This window comes from Vibrio ostreicida (assembly GCF_013074385.2).
Lineage (GTDB): Bacteria > Pseudomonadota > Gammaproteobacteria > Enterobacterales > Vibrionaceae > Vibrio > Vibrio ostreicida.
Genome location: NZ_JABEYA020000002.1, coordinates 40,137 through 56,826, shown reverse-complemented (window position 1 = coordinate 56,826; position 16,690 = coordinate 40,137). Strand labels below are relative to the sequence as shown.

Below are 16,690 nucleotides of genomic sequence, written 5' to 3'. Positions count from 1 at the left end.
TATCACAATTGTAAACAACTACTCTTCATCAATACTGAACAAATTCTCCATATTCAGTCCTTGCTTGATTAAAATCTCTCTCAAACGCCTCAAACCTTCGACCTGAATCTGCCGTACACGCTCCCGAGTAAGATTAATCTCACGACCAACTTCTTCGAGAGTGGAAGGCTCATAACCGAGCAGGCCAAATCGCCGCGCCAGCACTTCCTTCTGCTTAGGGTTAAGCTCATCAAGCCAGTCAATCAATGAAGACTTGATGTCATCATCTTGTGTCGACACTTCTGGATCTGAGTTATTGACGTCTGGAATAATGTCTAGCAGCGCTTTCTCACCATCACCACCGATTGGAGTATCAACTGAGCTAATCCGCTCGTTGAGCCTTAGCATTTTGCTCACATCATCAACTGGCTTATCAAGTTGAGATGCAATTTCTTCTGCCGTTGGTTCATGGTCAAGCTTTTGCGACAATTCGCGAGCTGTTCGTAAATAAATATTCAGTTCTTTTACAACATGGATGGGTAGACGGATGGTACGCGTCTGATTCATAAGAGCGCGTTCAATGGTTTGTCGAATCCACCAAGTCGCATAAGTTGAAAATCTGAAGCCTCTTTCAGGATCAAACTTTTCAACCGCACGAATCAGCCCTAGATTACCTTCTTCGATTAAATCTAGTAAGGCCAGACCACGGTTGCTGTATCGACGGGAAATTTTAACAACAAGGCGAAGGTTACTCTCTATCATACGCTTGCGTGCCGCTTCATCACCTCGTAAAGCTCGACGGGCGTACAATACTTCTTCTTCTGCTGTTAGGAGTGGAGAAAAACCAATTTCCCCCAAATAAAGTTGTGTTGCATCCAGACTTTTTGCAGAAACCTCAAACTCTTCTTTGGCTTCTTCTGACTGAGCGCGATTTTCGGTAGTGAGTTCGGTTTCCTGAACCAGTTCCATTGTAGGTTCTTCTGAAAACTCTTCGGTTTTAGTTGCTGCATTGCTGATACTCATAGCGCCTCCCCCTGGCGAGCTAGCAAGACATTACTACTTCTAATGTCGCTATATACCTAATAAGTATTTAGGGCAAGTAGCGATTCGGATTCACTGACTTACCTTGATAGCGAATTTCAAAGTGTAGACGAACACTGCTAGTACCAGAACTGCCCATTGTTGCTACTTTCTGGCCTGCTTTTACACTCTGTCCTTCGTGTACTAGCAACCGTTCATTATGCGCATAAGCACTGAGGTAATTATCGTTATGTTTGATAATCACAAGATTACCGTAACCACGCAGTGCGTTACCCGAGTAAACAACGGTGCCACTCGCTGAAGAAGATACTGGCTGACCTCGCTGTCCTGCAATGTCGATACCCTTATTTCCTTGATCTCCAGCTGAGAAGTTTCTAATCACCCTCCCTTTGGTTGGCCATAACCACCTTGAAATTTTTTCATTTTTTGGTTGAGGTACATTTACCGTTTTGTTAAATTTTTGTTTACTTTTGGAACCAACATACTCTTTTGAATTTGATTGTTCAACCTTCTTGGGTGTATATTTTTTAATCGACCCTTGATCGGAACTCACGACTTTCGAGCTAACCTTTTGATTCGAGTTTTTACTCAACTTTGGTTTCAGTGGCGAAGGTACCACGACGGCAACGGGCGTGCTTACAGGGCCTGAACCAGTTCCAGCATAAGCTGGAGGGGTATAAGCTGGTTGCCACAGTTTCAGTTTTTGCCCCGGATAAATAGTATAAGGTGAAGATAAACCATTGTAACTAATGATTTCTTTTACATCTCTATCCGTGACGTACGCTATAAAGTAAAGAGTGTCTCCCTTCTCTACTTCATAATAACTGCCTCGATAACTTCCACGCGAAATAGAACTGTAGTCTTTGTTTAGGTCCGATACGGGAGCCGGGAAATGAGCGGTACACCCGATGAGTAGGCTGATTAAGGTGAGAGTAAATAAACACTTGAACTTACACATAGCCGCTAATCAAGTTCACCAGCAATCAGGGGGACAAAACGAACATCCTCAATTATTTCGGACAGATATTCATTACCTTGCCGAGTGATTTTTAGCAATCTCTGCTCCATTTCGCCAACAGGAATAACAAGCACACCGCCTTCGGCTAACTGCCCTAACAATGCATCCGGCACAGAAGCAGCAGCGGCCGTGACAATGATGGCGTCAAACGGAGATTTAGCCGCCCAACCTTGCCAACCATCACCATGCTTGGTCGAGACATTGTAGATATCGAGTTGCTTTAACCTTCTCTTCGCTTCCCATTGCAATAGCTTAATACGCTCAACAGAATAAACATGTTCGACAAGCTGCGACAACACCGCGGTTTGGTATCCCGAACCGGTCCCTATCTCCAAAACTCTATTTTCTCTTTTTAAATCAAGTAGTTTCGTCATCTTTGCGACAATATAGGGCTGAGAAATAGTCTGGCCTTGTCCGATCGGTAACGCGTTATTGTCGTAAGCCTGATGCGCCATAGCCTGAGAAACGAACCGTTCTCTGGGCACAGCATACAGAGCATCAAGCACGTCTTGTTCTTGAATACCACTGGCAATCAGAAAGCTGATCAATCTGTCGGCGTGTGGATTCGCCATACTTAATTGTCCTTTAACCAGTTATCCATACTCATCATCGACTCATGTGCAGTTAAATCAACCTGCAGCGGCGTTAACGAAACAAAGCCTTGCTCAATGGCGTAAAAGTCCGTTCCTTCACCTGCATCTTGTTCTTTTCCTGGAGGGCCCAGCCAATATATATCATGGCCTCGAGGATCTTGTTGTTTAATCATCGCTTCTGAATGATGGCGTGCACCTAAACGGGTTACGCATAACCCTTCAACTTCATCGACCCGAACATCAGGGATATTGACATTAAGTAAACGATTAGTCGGAATGGGCGCTGTCATATGTTGTTCGACGATTTTGCGTGCAATGTGCCCTGCCGTTTGAAAATGTACGTTACCGACCAAGGAAAAGGCAATGGCTTGTACACCAAGAAAATGACCTTCCATTGCCGCTGCAACCGTCCCAGAATACAACACATCATCACCAAGGTTAGCACCATGATTAATCCCAGTAAGCACAAGATCTGGTAAATTCCCTTTCATCAACTCATTCAACGCAAAATGAACGCAATCTGTTGGAGTACCTTGTACCGAGTATCTGTTCTGAGATAATTCCGTCACACGCAATGGTTGTTCAAGTGTCAGCGAGTTGGAAGCACCGGAACGATTCCTGTCTGGCGCAACAATAATGATCTCGGCGATATCGCTAAGCGCGTCCGCTAATGCTTGTATACCTTGTGCATGAACACCGTCATCATTGCTCAGAAGAATTCTCATGCTTTTATTACTCATGGGTACTGACGCTCCACTTCGACTTCCTCAATCAATTCACGAATTATCGCCGTAGCAAAACAGCCAGCGTTGAGAGAAAAGCACAGCTTGATACTGTCTTCCTGAACCTCCCATTCCAAATCTTGCGGGATCAGTGACACATTGCGCCGTTCATGACGCATTCGATTGCCACGGATCAATGCCATAAGATCAGGTTCAGCGTCTAGATGAGGCTGCTCAATAGATAAAGCGCTGTCGAGTGTCGGAAGTGCATTATCGCCTGCTAGCGCTGCCGTAAGATGCACTGAGCGTTTCACAATATCATCATTAATGGTTTGAACATTATCCGACGTCACAACAGACGTTTGCTCATCACGAACCACTACGTCTCCCACCACGGCCTGAGAGAAAAGATTTTTTTCAATTCTCGCGGATAAAATAGTATTAAAAATCCATGAACGCGCGGCTGATAAATACAGGCTGCGTTTATTGGCGTTTCGGGTTCGTACATTCTCTCGTCCCCACCGCCGTGCTTCATCGAGGTTATTGCCCTGATGACCAAACCGCTGACTACCAAAATAGTTAGGAACGCCATATTGAGCCACCAGCGACAGTCGCTTTACCACATCTTCAATATCACTGACTTCTGTCAATGTGATCACAAAGTCATTACCGACCAAATCACCCGGGCGTAGTTTTTTGTTATGTCGACAGGTCTCCAAAATCTCGATGCTTTTATGCTGAGCCAAGAATGCACTAAAATCAGAAACATCACCTCTAGGTAAGTGTACACTAAGCCACTGTTCCGTGACGGCATGACGGTCTTTCAAACCAGCCCAACTGACGTCCTTAGATTGAACACCACACGCTTTTGCCAATTCATTCGCGACAAAACTGGTATTTTCGCCCGTTTTTCGAATACGAACCATTAAGTGCTCACCTTCACCAGAGAAGGAAAAGCCAAGGTTTTCATTGACCTGAAAATGCTGGGGCTTAACTTTAAGTTTGCCTGTGGCCTTAGGTTTCCCGTTCAGGAAAGAAAGTGAAGATAAAATGTCTGTCATAGTTTTTCCATTACACCAAGCAGCGCTCGCTACCGGATCTAATCATTTATTGATTTTTTACAAGTAGCACTACCGCTTCTGCGGCAATACCCTCTTTGCGGCCAGTGAAACCAAGACGCTCTGTCGTGGTTGCCTTTACATTGACGTTGCCAATATCGGTGTCCAAATCCTGAGCAATCGCTTGACACATAGCGCTAATGTGCGGGGCCATTTTTGGAGCCTGCGCCATGATTGTAACGTCCGCATTCCCTAGTATATAGCCTTGCTGCTTAACGCCGCGGTAGACATCACGAAGTAAATCTCGACTGTTCGCCCCTTTCCACTTGTCATCTGTATCTGGGAAATGACGACCAATATCGCCCGCGGCTATGGCACCTAACAATGCGTCGCAAAGCGCATGCAGAGCAACATCACCATCAGAATGCGCGACCAAACCTTGCTCATAGGGAACCGATACACCGCCAATAACAACAGGGCCTGCGCCGCCAAATTTATGGACATCAAAACCGTGACCAATGCGAATCATGCGTTATCCTTTACTTCTATTAAGATAAAATTCAGCCAACGCTAAATCTTCTGGTTGAGTAATTTTAATATTATCAGCCCCGCCTTGCACCAGAGTGGGTTGCTCCCCGAGCCGCTCCATCACTGAGGCTTCGTCAGTAATATGGACGCCATTGTCAAGTGCTTGAGCAAGTGCTTCTGTGAGCCGTTGAGTTGGGAACATCTGTGGCGTCAGCGCATGCCAGAGCGATTGCCTATCAACCGTGTGATCGATCTTATCGCTGCTATTGGCTCGTTTCATCGTATCGCGGACTGGGGTTGCCAATATTGCACCACACTGATCCCGCAAAGAGGCCGAGATAAGACGATCAATATCCTGAATTTTGACACAAGGTCTAGCCGCGTCATGAACCATAACCCATTGATGTGAAAAATGAGATTGGAGATAACGTAGACCCGCCAACACAGAGTCTGCACGCTCTTTGCCACCAGAGACACGAATTAACTCAGGATGAGTGGCAATGGCTAATTGCGAAAAGTACGGGTCATTTTCGCTCACCACCACAATCACTTTATCTACCTTTGGGTACTGCAATAACGTCTCTAACGTGTGCTCTAAAATCGTTTTTCCCGCAATAGTTAGATACTGCTTAGGACATTGGGCTTGCATTCGGCTACCCACTCCAGCAGCCGGAACAATCGCCGCAATGGAAGTCTTTGATGGGTTCATTCTAATTCTCATCTCCAACAATACGATAAAAAGTCTCACCCTCTTTGACCATGCCTAATTCATGACGGGCGCGTTCTTCAATCGCATCCAGCCCCTGACGCAGATCATCAATCTCGGCAAACATTTCACTATTACGTTTATAAAGATTACCATTGACCTGATGCTGAACATCAATGTCGGCCTGAACCGACTGATACTCAGAAATACCATTTTTGCCGAACCACAAAGTATATTGCAGCCAGCCTAGTAACAAGAATAAGGTAAGGGCAAAGATTCGCATAAAGTATTCTAAGAATGAGAAATATCGAAAGACCACATATATAACACAATGTCGCTTCGCGCGCGAGATTGCACCTGCAGCCAAACCATTTGTCAAAAGTGTCGACACCGCATTGCTCGACTCTTGTTTAAATCCACATCACCAGTTATCAATATTTGATCCCAGTCTACTTCATCAGTAGAAAAGCAAACAAACCAAACCCTAAAAGCAATCGATAGATAACAAAAGGCGTCATGCCCATCTTCGAAATCAGCTTGAGGAAAAAATAGATACACACGTAGGCACTGATAAACGAAGTCACGATCCCCGTCATCAAGAAGCCGTAGTGAACAGACTCACCACTCGACACCAATTTCATCGCCAGATAGCCACCTGCCAAGACAATAATCGGAATCGACATTAAAAAAGAAAAACGCGCAGCCGCCTCACGAGTAAAACCGAGATACAAAGCGGCAGTAATCGTTGCTCCAGAACGTGAAGTACCCGGGATGATTGCCAGCGCTTGAGCCAGCCCGATAAACACGGATTTTTTCCACGTCGCCTGATACTCATCATCGGTCAGCTGAGCATGTTTGTCGACATACCAAAGCAGTACGCCAAAGACAATGGTCGTCGTCGCGATGACCCAAGCACTGCGTAAATAAACTTCAATGATATCTTTCATCAACAAACCAAATACGCAAGCGGGAATGGTTGCTAAAACGATCATCCACGCCAGCTTGGCTTCTTTACTGCGTTCACCTTTAAACATTGAGGCAAAAAATGCCGATAGCAAAGTCACTACTTCATGACGAAAGTAAATGACAACCGCCGCCAAGGTCCCCACATGAACAGCAACATCAAACGACAGCCCTTGGTCTTCCCAACCCAATACCGCTGACGGGAGAATTAAGTGAGCTGAACTGGAAATCGGTAAGAATTCAGTCAACCCCTGAATTAAGGCAAGAATAAACGCTTCTAAATAACTCATGAAATACTCTTAATAATTAAACCAAATATCCACCCTGCTCAGGGTTTCTTGATAACGGACTTGCGACCAAATTTGGCGAACGGTTCTCCCGTCGCCAGGGACACAAAGCTCACCACAAAGTTCATTCAGAGGTTCAATAACAAAACCATATTTATATATGTCGCTGCGAGGCAATTCTGGTGACATCAACGAGGTTTGCTGACCAAATAATATAATATCCAGATCGACGGTTCTGGGCTGAAATTTTTTAGCCTGTTCATCGCGGCCCCACTTAACCTCAATCTCTCTCAGACGCTGTGAAAATTCAGCTAAACCAAAGTGGGTACGCACCTCTACAACAAGGTTATAAAACGCACTACTTTCGAACCCCACAGCTTCACATTCATAAATGGTCGACAATCGCAGATCTTGGCCTATGGCCGACAGCTCGTTAATTGCAGCTTCTATATGTTTACGCCTGTCTACATTGGAACCAACGCCAATGTACGCTGTATTCATGCCTGACCTCGCTCGATAATCACCCCAACGCCCTCAGCCTGAGCGACCGCACCGGGTTTCGTTAGGCGAATTTTCAACCAGGGCACGTTGAATTTAGCCATAATAAGCTCAGCCACTTCTTCGGCAACACGCTCAATCAGCAAAAAGCGACCCGATTCGATATGTGATAGCACCGCATGGCTGACTTGAGAGTAATCGAGTGCATCGACGACATCATCACTTTGTCCAGCTGGGCGATTGTTATGAGCCATTTCAATATCTAAAACCAGCTTTTGCTTTATTTCCTGTTCCCAATCGTATACACCGATAGTTGTAATCGCTTCTAAGCGTTCGATAAAAACTTTATCCATGGTTTTTGCTTCCCGTAGAGGTCGGATACCTAAATGTGGTAAAAAATTGTACTATTTCCACTTCAAAAACCACTCTCTTGGTAGTTTGAGCGTGTCAGGCACGATATGATATCAATTACTTGCTTGACTAACATCTCTTTATAACGAGTAACTTCAGTATGAGTCCACTAGCACTTATCATGATCATTTTTGCCTATTTCTTGGGGTCGATCTCTAGTGCCGTTCTTATCTGTCGAGTACTGAAGTTCCCCGATCCAAGAAATGTGGGCTCCCACAACCCCGGCGCTACCAACGTGCTGAGAGTCGGTGGGAAAAAAGCCGCAGCTTGTGTTCTGCTTTTCGATATGTTGAAAGGGACCATTCCAGTCTGGGGTGGCTATTTTCTTGACATTGAGCCTATTGTTCTCGGTGTGATCGCCATTGCTGCATGCCTTGGGCACATGTACCCAATATTTTTCCATTTTAAAGGCGGAAAAGGGGTAGCAACCGCTTTAGGAGCCATCGCTCCAATCGGACTCAGCCTAACCGCCATGATCACTGCCACATGGTTACTGGTGCTCATAATTTTCCGTTATTCTTCACTCGCCGCCATCATTAGCGTACTGCTGGCCCCCTTGTATACTTGGTTAATTAAACCTCATTATACCTTACCCGTCGCTATGCTCTGCTGCCTCATCGTGTTTCGGCACCATCAAAATATTAAGCGACTCTTGGATGGCACCGAACCGAAAATAGGAGAAAAAAGAAAGGACTCATTCGGACCTGACCATGAAGCCTGATAAGCAAACGAACCCGCACCAATAACGCACACCTAGAGACGGCACAGGCCAAATTGAGAACGACGTTTTAGGCATGTACTTGGGCGAAAAAATCGTCCAGCATGGTGGTGACAAACGCTGGCTGCTCTAAACTAGAAATATGCCCAGCTTGGGGGATCTGAACCAACTGAGAGCCCTTGATACAATCGTGCATAAGAAAAGACTCAAGCACAGGACGGGGAATGTCTTGCTCACCGACAGCGATAAGAACCGGTAAATCAAATTTTTCGATGTCCTCTATCTGATCACGACGACCAAACACCATTCGTCCCATTCGGGCTACTTCGGCGGCTTGTTCGCCTTTGAGGTGATTCAGCCTTTGACGAAAGCCATTCACTAGATCAGGCAATTCTTGCATGGTTTGATGGGCAAAGAACAACGAAACGACGGCTTCGACAATCGGAACCGGCACCATTTGCGCTGCTGAAATAGTCTCTAACATCGCAAAGTATTTTTGATGCGTGACTTCAGGTTCAAGACCAACAAACGTATCCATCATGACCAGTGAAACCACGCGTTCGGGCGCTAAAGTAACAATCTCACTGCCCCACATCCCACCAACCGATAGCCCTAACACTGAAAAGGACTCAACACCTAAATGATCCATCAGTGCGAGAATGTGCTGAGCGTAATCGACGAGGGACGTCATAGAAGGCGGCGCAAAATCAGATTCCCCATGAGCCCAAAAGTCAGGCACGATACAACGATAGTGTTGGCAAAGAACGTCAATTTGCGGCGCCCACATTTGGCTATCCCAAAGATAGCTGTGACCAAAAACAATCACTGGGCCTTGACCTATATCCCGATACGCCATTTGATGGTCGTTAACAGCGAATGTGTTCATGGTTAATTCCATTAGTTATTTTTATTAATACCAAGAATATCATTAATGGCAATACAAACACCTCGGATGTTTGTGGTAAACCATCATTATTGACTCAGCTAACGGTTGGGCTCGTTGCACTAAGAGTGCTTGCTGAACCTAGTCTAAACAAACAAAGCCACTAAAGAAGTGGCTTTGTAATCAACATCAATCAGTTAGGTAGTGCGCGAGTTATTGGGTTCTCAATTAATCGACTCAAGTTGATCAATTGGCCACCTTGGTATCGCCTTAACAGAGAGATCCGAACACTCACCATTTTTTAAACGCTGCATACCTGCATAAGCGATCATTGCTCCGTTATCGGTGCAAAATTCGGTGCGAGGATAGTAAACTTCTCCGCCAATTTTCTTAGCCAGCTCTTCGAGGTCAGAGCGTAAACGGCGGTTTGCGCTCACGCCACCAGCGATCACAATACGCTTAAAACCCGTTTGTTCAAGTGCCCGTTTGCATTTAATCGTCAACGTCGCGCACACCGCCTCTTCAAAGGCCAACGCAATATCCGCGCGAGTTTGCTCGTCATCACCATTCGCGGCAATGGTATTGGCAGTGAAGGTTTTCAGACCAGAAAAGCTCATATCCAGTCCAGGTCTATCTGTCATTGGTCGGGGGAATTTAAACCGGCCCGCAGTGCCTTTTTCGGCCAATTTTGACAAGAGTGGCCCACCTGGATAATCCAGCCCCATCAGTTTAGCGGTTTTATCAAAGGCTTCACCCGCAGCATCATCAATAGATTCACCTAAAATTTTATACTCGCCAATCCCGTTGACTTCCACCATCATGGAATGACCACCGGATACCAGCACTGCGACAAAAGGAAACGGAGGAGGATTGTCTTCCAGCATCGGTGCCAGCAAATGCCCTTCCATATGGTGAACGGCCACCGCTGGAACACCCCAAGCGTAGGCGAGGCTGCGGCCGATCGTCGCTCCAACCAGCAAGGCTCCAACCAGACCTGGCCCAGCAGTATAAGCCACACCATCAATATCTTCAGGAGTCAGTTCTGCTTCAGCTAACGCCGCTTTTATTAGCGGAATAGTTTTTTTAACGTGATCTCGTGATGCCAATTCAGGAACAACACCACCATAGTCAGCATGAAGCTTGACCTGGCTATAAAGTTGATGAGAAAGCAACCCTTTCTCATCATCATAAATTGCAATGCCTGTTTCATCACAAGAGGTTTCAATACCGATAATGCGCATAGTATAAACTTGGAGTCTTGATCTTTGATTAAATTTTGGGGCAATCTTACCTCGGCTTGGCTTCGCAAACAAATTTTGTATACTGATTAGACGACAAAGGGCTTTACAAAGCCTATGTGATCGGATTAAAATTCCGCACCATTTTTGATCAAGCTGATTGTAGACCCAGTATCCACGCTCGGTCCTGTGAAATCAGCATTAACGAATTAACCCCTGAGGTGAAAGGCATATGCCAGTAGTTAAAGTACGTGAAAACGAACCGTTCGACGTTGCACTACGTCGTTTCAAACGCTCTTGCGAAAAAGCAGGTATCCTTTCTGAAGTGCGTCGTCGTGAGCACTACGAAAAACCAACTACCGTTCGCAAACGCGCTAAAGCAGCCGCTCAGAAGCGTCACGCGAAGAAGCTTGCTCGCGAAAACGCTCGTCGCGTTCGCCTGTACTAATAACTAGGTCCTAGAGGATTATAGTTATGGCTCTGATTGACACTCTCAAAGAAGAGCAAAAATTAGCGATGAAAGCCAAGGAAAAATTACGCCTTGGCACTATACGTTTAGCTCTTTCTGCCATCAAGCAACGTGAAGTCGACGAACGGATTACTCTGAACGACGATGATATCATTGCTATCTTGACCAAGATGGTTAAACAACGTCGCGATTCTGTCGCTCAATTCGAATCAGCAGGTCGTCAAGACTTAGCTGACGCTGAGCAAACCGAAATTACAATACTTGAGGAATTTATGCCTCAACCGCTTACGCAAGAAGAAGTATCAGCACTCATTGTCAGTGCGATTGCAGATTCTGGTGCAGCAGGCATGCAAGACATGGGTAAAGTAATGGGTGTGCTCAAGCCTCAAATTCAGGGGCGCGCAGATATGGGTAACGTCAGCGGTTTAGTTCGCGCTAAACTTAGCTAATTACCCAATCCAAATTGCAGCAAGCCGTGCTATCCTCTGGAATGCACGGCTTGTTTGTATCTCACTGATCGTATTTTCTTTTTTCGTTAGGTTTTATGGCAGGACACATACCCCGCACTTTTATCGATGATTTATTGGCTCGACTTGATGTTGTCGACATTATAGACGCGCGGGTGAAACTTAAGAAAAAAGGGAAAAACTACAGCGCTTGCTGCCCCTTTCATAACGAAAAAACACCATCATTCAGCGTCAGCCAAGAAAAACAGTTCTACCATTGCTTTGGCTGTGGTGCGCACGGTAATGCCATAGACTTTATGATGGAGTACGAACGGCTTGAATTCCCTGAAGCCATCGAAGAACTCGCCTCACACCTTGGTTTGGATGTCCCTAGAGAGCAAAGTCAAGGCGGTCGTTCCCCGTCGAATCAACCTCAAGCCAATACAGAGCAAAAACGTAACCTCTACGACCTGATGGGAGGCATCGCACAGTTTTACCGCGACCAACTCAAACTCGTCGGCAGCAAAGTGGCGATAGACTATTTGAAAAATCGAGGTTTATCCGGCGAAATCGTGCAAAAGTTTGGCATTGGCTATGTCGCCGACGAATGGGATTTAGTTCGTAAAAACTTCGGCCAACAAAAACACGCCCAAGACATGCTCGTTTCTGGGGGCATGTTGATCGAAAATGACAAAGGAAATCGTTACGATCGATTCCGAGGCCGGGTCATGTTCCCTATTCGTGATCGTCGTGGACGCGTTATCGCCTTTGGCGGGAGAGTCATTGGTGATGGCACCCCCAAATACCTCAATTCGCCGGAAACGCCCATTTTCCATAAAGGAAAAGAGCTTTATGGCTTATATGAAGTGACACAAGCCTATCGCGAGCCCCCACAGATACTGGTGGTTGAAGGCTACATGGATGTGGTTGCCTTGGCTCAATACGGCGTAGATTATTCCGTAGCATCATTAGGCACATCCACCACGGGCGACCATATCCAGTTATTGTTTCGCCAAACCAATACTGTGGTGTGTTGCTATGATGGTGATCGTGCAGGAAAAGAAGCGGCTTGGCGGGCGCTAGAAAATGCTCTTCAATATCTCAAGACGGGCAATACTCTCAAGTTTCTGTTTTTGCCCGATGGTGAAGACCCTGATAGTTATATACGTCAGCATGGCAAGGCCAATTTTGAGCAACAGGTGCAAGATGCACTGCCGCTATCACGCTACTTATTTGATAACTTAATTGAAATCCATCAGCTCAATTTAGGCAGTCATGAAGGGAAATCCGCACTAAGAGCTCATGCCAGTGCTTTAATCAACAAGATTCCCGATGCCTATTTTCAAGAGTTGTTAGAAAAATTACTTGATGAACGAACAGGTTTTGACCATCGTCTTCGTCAATCTCGTAAACAAGTTAAGGCAGCAAGGCCGCAACCTCATAAAGAACTTAAGCGAACACCCATGCGTGAAGTGGTTGCCTTGCTTATTCAAAATCCGAGCTATGCTGAAATGGTACCAGACCTATCAAGCGTGAAAGGTTTGAGCGTACCGGGGTTAAGTTTATTTGTTGAGGTGCTTGATTATTGCCATCAGTACCCCAATATAAGCACAGGCCAGTTAACGGAGTACTGGCGAAATACGAGCCATGAAGCTCTGCTCTTTCGTTTGGCAGGATGGGAAATTCCGCTTGATGAAGATAACGAACAAGATATATTTTTAGACTCTCTGGACAAGATACTTGCTCAGTGTGTCGAGAAACAAATTGAAAATCTGCAGGCCAAAGAAAGAAGCGTCGGTTTATCAACCGAGGAAAGAAGGGAGCTGCTAGCGTTAATGCTAGATTTAAAAGCGTAACCCTGTTCGGATAGTCAGCAACCAATTAATTTGTTAAGATGTGTGGTTTGCAACTCGCATACTAATTCCTTCACCAGATACTAAGTTGGATACCGTCTATGGATCAAAATCCGCAGTCTCAGCTAAAACAACTTGTCATTAAAGGCAAGGAACAAGGCTATCTGACCTACGCAGAAGTAAACGACCACCTGCCAGCAGAAATCGTCGATTCAGAGCAGGTCGAAGATATCATCCAGATGATCAATGACATGGGCATCCGCGTCGTAGAAACGGCTCCCGATGCTGATGATCTTGCTCTTAATGATGATGATACGATTACCGATGAAGATGCGGCGGAAGCTGCAGCCGCAGCTCTTTCTAGCGTAGAGAATGAAATCGGCCGCACGACTGACCCTGTTCGTATGTACATGCGCGAAATGGGCACCGTGGAACTATTGACTCGTGAAGGCGAGATCGATATTGCTAAGCGTATTGAAGATGGCATAAACCAAGTTCAACACGCGGTTGCTGAATATCCAGGGACAATCCCTTATATTCTTGAACAGTTTGACAAAGTTCAAGCAGAAGAACTGCGCTTAACGGACTTAATCACTGGTTTTGTCGATCCAGATGCCGACGAAACGACAGCGCCAACAGCAACGCATATCGGCTCAGAACTCGCTGAATCTGATTTAAAAGATGAAGATGCGGAAGACGCAGACGAAGAAGATAAAGACGACGACGAGGAAGAGGAAGATACTGGTATCGATCCTGAGCTTGCCTTGGAAAAGTTCACTTCATTGCGTAATACCTTCCAGAATCACCAACTGGCCTGCAACGAATACGGAAAGGAAAGCCCTAAAGCGCAAATCGCTCATGAGCTGGTACAAGACGTCTTCAAAGAGTTTCGCCTGACACCTAAACAGTTTGATTACTTGGTCGAAGAGCTTCGCACTTCGATGGAGCGTGTCCGTACACAAGAGCGTCTGATTATGAGAGCTTCTGTTGAATACGGAAAAATGCCCAAGAAATCGTTCATTGCCTTGTTTACAGGTAACGAATCAAGCGATGCATGGTTAGATGAAATTCTGGCATCAGACAAACCTTACGCAGAAAAAATTCGCCGTAGTGAAGATGATATTCGCCGCTCAATCCTAAAACTGAAGATGATTGAAGATGAAACCTCTTTAACGGTTCAGAATATCAAAGAAATTAGCCGCCGGATGTCGATCGGTGAAGCGAAAGCTCGCCGGGCGAAAAAAGAAATGGTCGAAGCAAACTTACGTTTGGTTATTTCGATTGCGAAGAAATACACTAACCGTGGCCTGCAATTCCTCGATCTCATTCAGGAAGGCAACATCGGTCTGATGAAAGCCGTCGACAAATTTGAATACCGTCGTGGTTACAAGTTCTCAACCTATGCGACTTGGTGGATCCGTCAGGCCATTACTCGCTCGATTGCGGATCAGGCACGTACGATTCGTATTCCGGTACACATGATCGAAACGATCAATAAGCTCAACCGTATCTCTCGCCAGATGCTTCAAGAAATGGGCCGAGAGCCATTGCCGGAAGAGTTGGCTGAGCGTATGCAGATGCCAGAAGATAAGATCCGTAAAGTACTGAAAATCGCCAAAGAGCCAATCTCTATGGAGACACCAATTGGTGACGACGAAGATTCGCACCTAGGTGACTTTATCGAAGACACCACGCTTGAGCTACCATTAGACTCAGCGACGTCTGGTAGCTTGAAAGTGGCCACTAAAGACGTTCTGGCTGGTCTTACACCTCGTGAGGCAAAGGTTCTACGTATGCGCTTTGGTATCGACATGAATACTGACCATACGCTTGAAGAAGTTGGTAAACAGTTCGATGTTACTCGTGAACGTATCCGTCAGATCGAAGCAAAAGCGTTAAGAAAACTTCGTCACCCAAGCCGCTCTGAAACATTGCGCAGCTTCTTGGATGAATAAAAAGAAAAACTGATTAAAAGGCGAGCAGTTGCTCGCCTTTTTTATATCTGTTTGAGTTAAGTGGATAAAAACCAAGCGCATTTACCCCACCTCTCCCCTAGACAGTCCGATTCGCTTCCCCTATAATGCACTACCTAACGGCCCCTTAGCTCAGTGGTTAGAGCAGTCGACTCATAATCGATTGGTCCGCAGTTCAAGTCTGCGAGGGGCCACCAGATACAGAAAGCCTGATGAAGAAATTCGTCAGGCTTTTTTCGTTCTAGTTTCTGGGTAGCCTATTTTTCTGAACGTTCCTAAATCAAAAGAGAGCCGCAACTCATGTCAGCATGGTGTAACGCCACTCACTTGATAGTACTCTATTCATAAGCATCGTTACTTTTTCAACTAAAAAAACCTGATGACGATTGCGCTGTTCAGGCTCTTTTTATGTAGATTCAGGCTAGAAACCCTTCGCTTTTTTTATAATATCGTAAGCGTTTTGTATCTCTTGCGCTTTTTCTTTCGCGACGCTCATCATTTCAGGTGGTAACCCTTTTGCCATCAGTTTATCAGGGTGATGCTCATTCATTAACTTGCGATACGCGCGTTTAACCGTTTTTGGATCAGCACTGCTATCGACCCCTAAAAGTTTATAAGCATCGCTCATTTGATCCACTGGAGAGGCCTGTTGCCAGCCACCAGACTGATTCGAACGTCGACCTTGAGACTGACGGCCTCCCTGTTGAAAGCGAAATGCGGCTTCTTGCATGCGCAAGCGTTGCTCTAATTGCTCAGAGGAAAAACCTAGCCCTTGGGCGATTTTATGCAATACATTCCGTTCGCTAGGGTGAAGATCACCATCAGCAAACGCTGCCGAGATTTGCAGTTCAAGAAAAAACTGCATCAAATCGAATCGTCCACCCGTTGAGATTCGAACTCGTTCTAATACGTTCTCCAATGGAAAGCCCGCTTCCTTGCCTTCACGGAAAGCCTCTTGCGCCGATCGACGTTGCTCACCATGTAGGTTCATCCGCTCCATCATGACTGTCGCTAAATGAATTTCTTCTTGGGTCACCTGGCCTTTCGCCTTAGCCACATGCCCCATTACAGAGAAGGCAGCTTTAAAAAACTCATCTTGGCGCTCTGTTTGACTAGGTCCGCCACTAAATGCAGAGTTAAAACCTGCCTGATTAAGCCTTCGTGCCTTATCGAACTGGTGCCCTATAAATAATCCGAAGATTGCACCAAACGGACCGCCAATAAGGAGTCCAAAAAAAGTACCGAGTATTTTGCCGAAAATATGCATTATGTGCTCTCAATCTATGAATTTTTTCTTTGTAAAGCG

The 16,690-nt window shown here is 45.7% G+C and carries 19 protein-coding genes and 1 tRNA gene; 6 read left to right on the top strand and 14 right to left on the bottom strand.

What is annotated here, in order from left to right:
- Positions 1-18: 18 nt before the first annotated feature.
- The 11 genes from rpoS to folB form a co-directional block, all read right to left on the bottom strand.
- A complete protein-coding gene (rpoS, locus tag HLM86_RS04005; protein ID WP_076586103.1) occupies positions 19-1,002 on the bottom strand; it encodes an RNA polymerase sigma factor RpoS in 984 nt (327 codons plus the stop codon).
- A 67-nt stretch (positions 1,003-1,069) separates the two neighbouring features.
- Positions 1,070-1,978 carry a peptidoglycan DD-metalloendopeptidase family protein gene (locus HLM86_RS04000; RefSeq protein WP_170882267.1) on the bottom strand — a complete coding sequence of 303 codons (909 nt, stop codon included), beginning with the start codon at positions 1,976-1,978 and terminating at the stop codon, positions 1,070-1,072.
- Between the two features lie 5 nt (positions 1,979-1,983).
- On the bottom strand, positions 1,984-2,610 hold the full coding sequence (locus HLM86_RS03995; protein WP_076586100.1) for a protein-L-isoaspartate(D-aspartate) O-methyltransferase: 627 nt from the start codon (positions 2,608-2,610) through the stop codon (positions 1,984-1,986).
- 2 nt (positions 2,611-2,612) lie between these two features.
- Positions 2,613-3,356, bottom strand: coding sequence for a 5'/3'-nucleotidase SurE (gene surE / locus HLM86_RS03990; RefSeq protein ID WP_076586761.1), 744 nt, complete (start codon positions 3,354-3,356; stop codon positions 2,613-2,615).
- Positions 3,357-3,367: 11 nt separating this feature from the next.
- Complete coding sequence (gene truD / locus HLM86_RS03985) at positions 3,368-4,414, bottom strand: tRNA pseudouridine(13) synthase TruD (RefSeq protein ID WP_170882266.1); 1,047 nt, start codon at positions 4,412-4,414, stop codon at positions 3,368-3,370.
- A gap of 46 nt (positions 4,415-4,460) precedes the next feature.
- Positions 4,461-4,940 (bottom strand): 2-C-methyl-D-erythritol 2,4-cyclodiphosphate synthase, encoded by a 480-nt coding sequence (gene ispF / locus HLM86_RS03980; RefSeq protein ID WP_076586096.1) that lies wholly within the window; start codon positions 4,938-4,940, stop codon positions 4,461-4,463.
- A gap of 3 nt (positions 4,941-4,943) precedes the next feature.
- Entirely contained in the window at positions 4,944-5,648 is a 705-nt protein-coding gene (gene ispD / locus HLM86_RS03975; RefSeq protein WP_076586094.1) for a 2-C-methyl-D-erythritol 4-phosphate cytidylyltransferase, read from the bottom strand.
- A gap of 1 nt (position 5,649) precedes the next feature.
- Positions 5,650-5,928, bottom strand: a complete 279-nt coding sequence (gene ftsB / locus HLM86_RS03970) for a cell division protein FtsB (protein WP_076586092.1) — start codon at positions 5,926-5,928, stop codon at positions 5,650-5,652.
- Positions 5,929-6,094: 166 nt separating this feature from the next.
- Complete coding sequence (locus tag HLM86_RS03965; RefSeq protein WP_170882265.1) at positions 6,095-6,898, bottom strand: undecaprenyl-diphosphate phosphatase; 804 nt, start codon at positions 6,896-6,898, stop codon at positions 6,095-6,097.
- A gap of 9 nt (positions 6,899-6,907) precedes the next feature.
- A complete protein-coding gene (gene folK, locus HLM86_RS03960) occupies positions 6,908-7,396 on the bottom strand; it encodes a 2-amino-4-hydroxy-6-hydroxymethyldihydropteridine diphosphokinase (protein WP_076586088.1) in 489 nt (162 codons plus the stop codon).
- The gene (gene folB, locus HLM86_RS03955; protein WP_076586086.1) at positions 7,393-7,746 is read right to left on the bottom strand and encodes a dihydroneopterin aldolase; all 354 of its coding nucleotides are present in this window, start codon (positions 7,744-7,746) and stop codon (positions 7,393-7,395) included. The genes folK and folB overlap by 4 nt, the downstream gene beginning before the upstream one ends.
- 158 nt (positions 7,747-7,904) lie before the next feature.
- Between folB and plsY the strand changes: the two genes are divergently transcribed.
- A complete protein-coding gene (plsY, locus tag HLM86_RS03950) occupies positions 7,905-8,525 on the top strand; it encodes a glycerol-3-phosphate 1-O-acyltransferase PlsY (protein ID WP_170882264.1) in 621 nt (206 codons plus the stop codon).
- Positions 8,526-8,592: 67 nt separating this feature from the next.
- On the opposite strand, the gene HLM86_RS03945 is transcribed toward plsY, so the two are convergent.
- Together HLM86_RS03945 and tsaD are read right to left on the bottom strand one after the other, a co-directional pair.
- Positions 8,593-9,408, bottom strand: a complete 816-nt coding sequence (locus HLM86_RS03945; protein ID WP_076586082.1) for an alpha/beta fold hydrolase — start codon at positions 9,406-9,408, stop codon at positions 8,593-8,595.
- Between the two features lie 221 nt (positions 9,409-9,629).
- Positions 9,630-10,646: a tRNA (adenosine(37)-N6)-threonylcarbamoyltransferase complex transferase subunit TsaD gene (tsaD, locus tag HLM86_RS03940; RefSeq protein ID WP_076586080.1), complete on the bottom strand. Its 1,017-nt coding sequence runs from the start codon at positions 10,644-10,646 to the stop codon at positions 9,630-9,632.
- 229 nt (positions 10,647-10,875) lie between these two features.
- Between tsaD and rpsU the strand changes: the two genes are divergently transcribed.
- From rpsU to HLM86_RS03915, 5 genes are all read left to right on the top strand, one after another.
- On the top strand, positions 10,876-11,091 hold the full coding sequence (gene rpsU, locus HLM86_RS03935) for a 30S ribosomal protein S21 (RefSeq protein WP_001145625.1): 216 nt from the start codon (positions 10,876-10,878) through the stop codon (positions 11,089-11,091).
- 26 nt (positions 11,092-11,117) lie between these two features.
- Entirely contained in the window at positions 11,118-11,561 is a 444-nt protein-coding gene (locus HLM86_RS03930; protein ID WP_076586079.1) for a GatB/YqeY domain-containing protein, read from the top strand.
- A 95-nt stretch (positions 11,562-11,656) separates the two neighbouring features.
- Entirely contained in the window at positions 11,657-13,414 is a 1,758-nt protein-coding gene (dnaG, locus tag HLM86_RS03925; RefSeq protein ID WP_170882263.1) for a DNA primase, read from the top strand.
- A 98-nt stretch (positions 13,415-13,512) separates the two neighbouring features.
- Positions 13,513-15,366 carry an RNA polymerase sigma factor RpoD gene (gene rpoD, locus HLM86_RS03920; protein ID WP_076586076.1) on the top strand — a complete coding sequence of 618 codons (1,854 nt, stop codon included), beginning with the start codon at positions 13,513-13,515 and terminating at the stop codon, positions 15,364-15,366.
- Between the two features lie 139 nt (positions 15,367-15,505).
- Positions 15,506-15,581: transfer RNA gene (locus tag HLM86_RS03915), tRNA-Ile, on the top strand.
- A gap of 224 nt (positions 15,582-15,805) precedes the next feature.
- On the opposite strand, the gene djlA is transcribed toward HLM86_RS03915, so the two are convergent.
- Entirely contained in the window at positions 15,806-16,651 is an 846-nt protein-coding gene (gene djlA / locus HLM86_RS03910) for a co-chaperone DjlA (protein WP_170882262.1), read from the bottom strand.
- Positions 16,652-16,690: the final 39 nt, after the last annotated feature.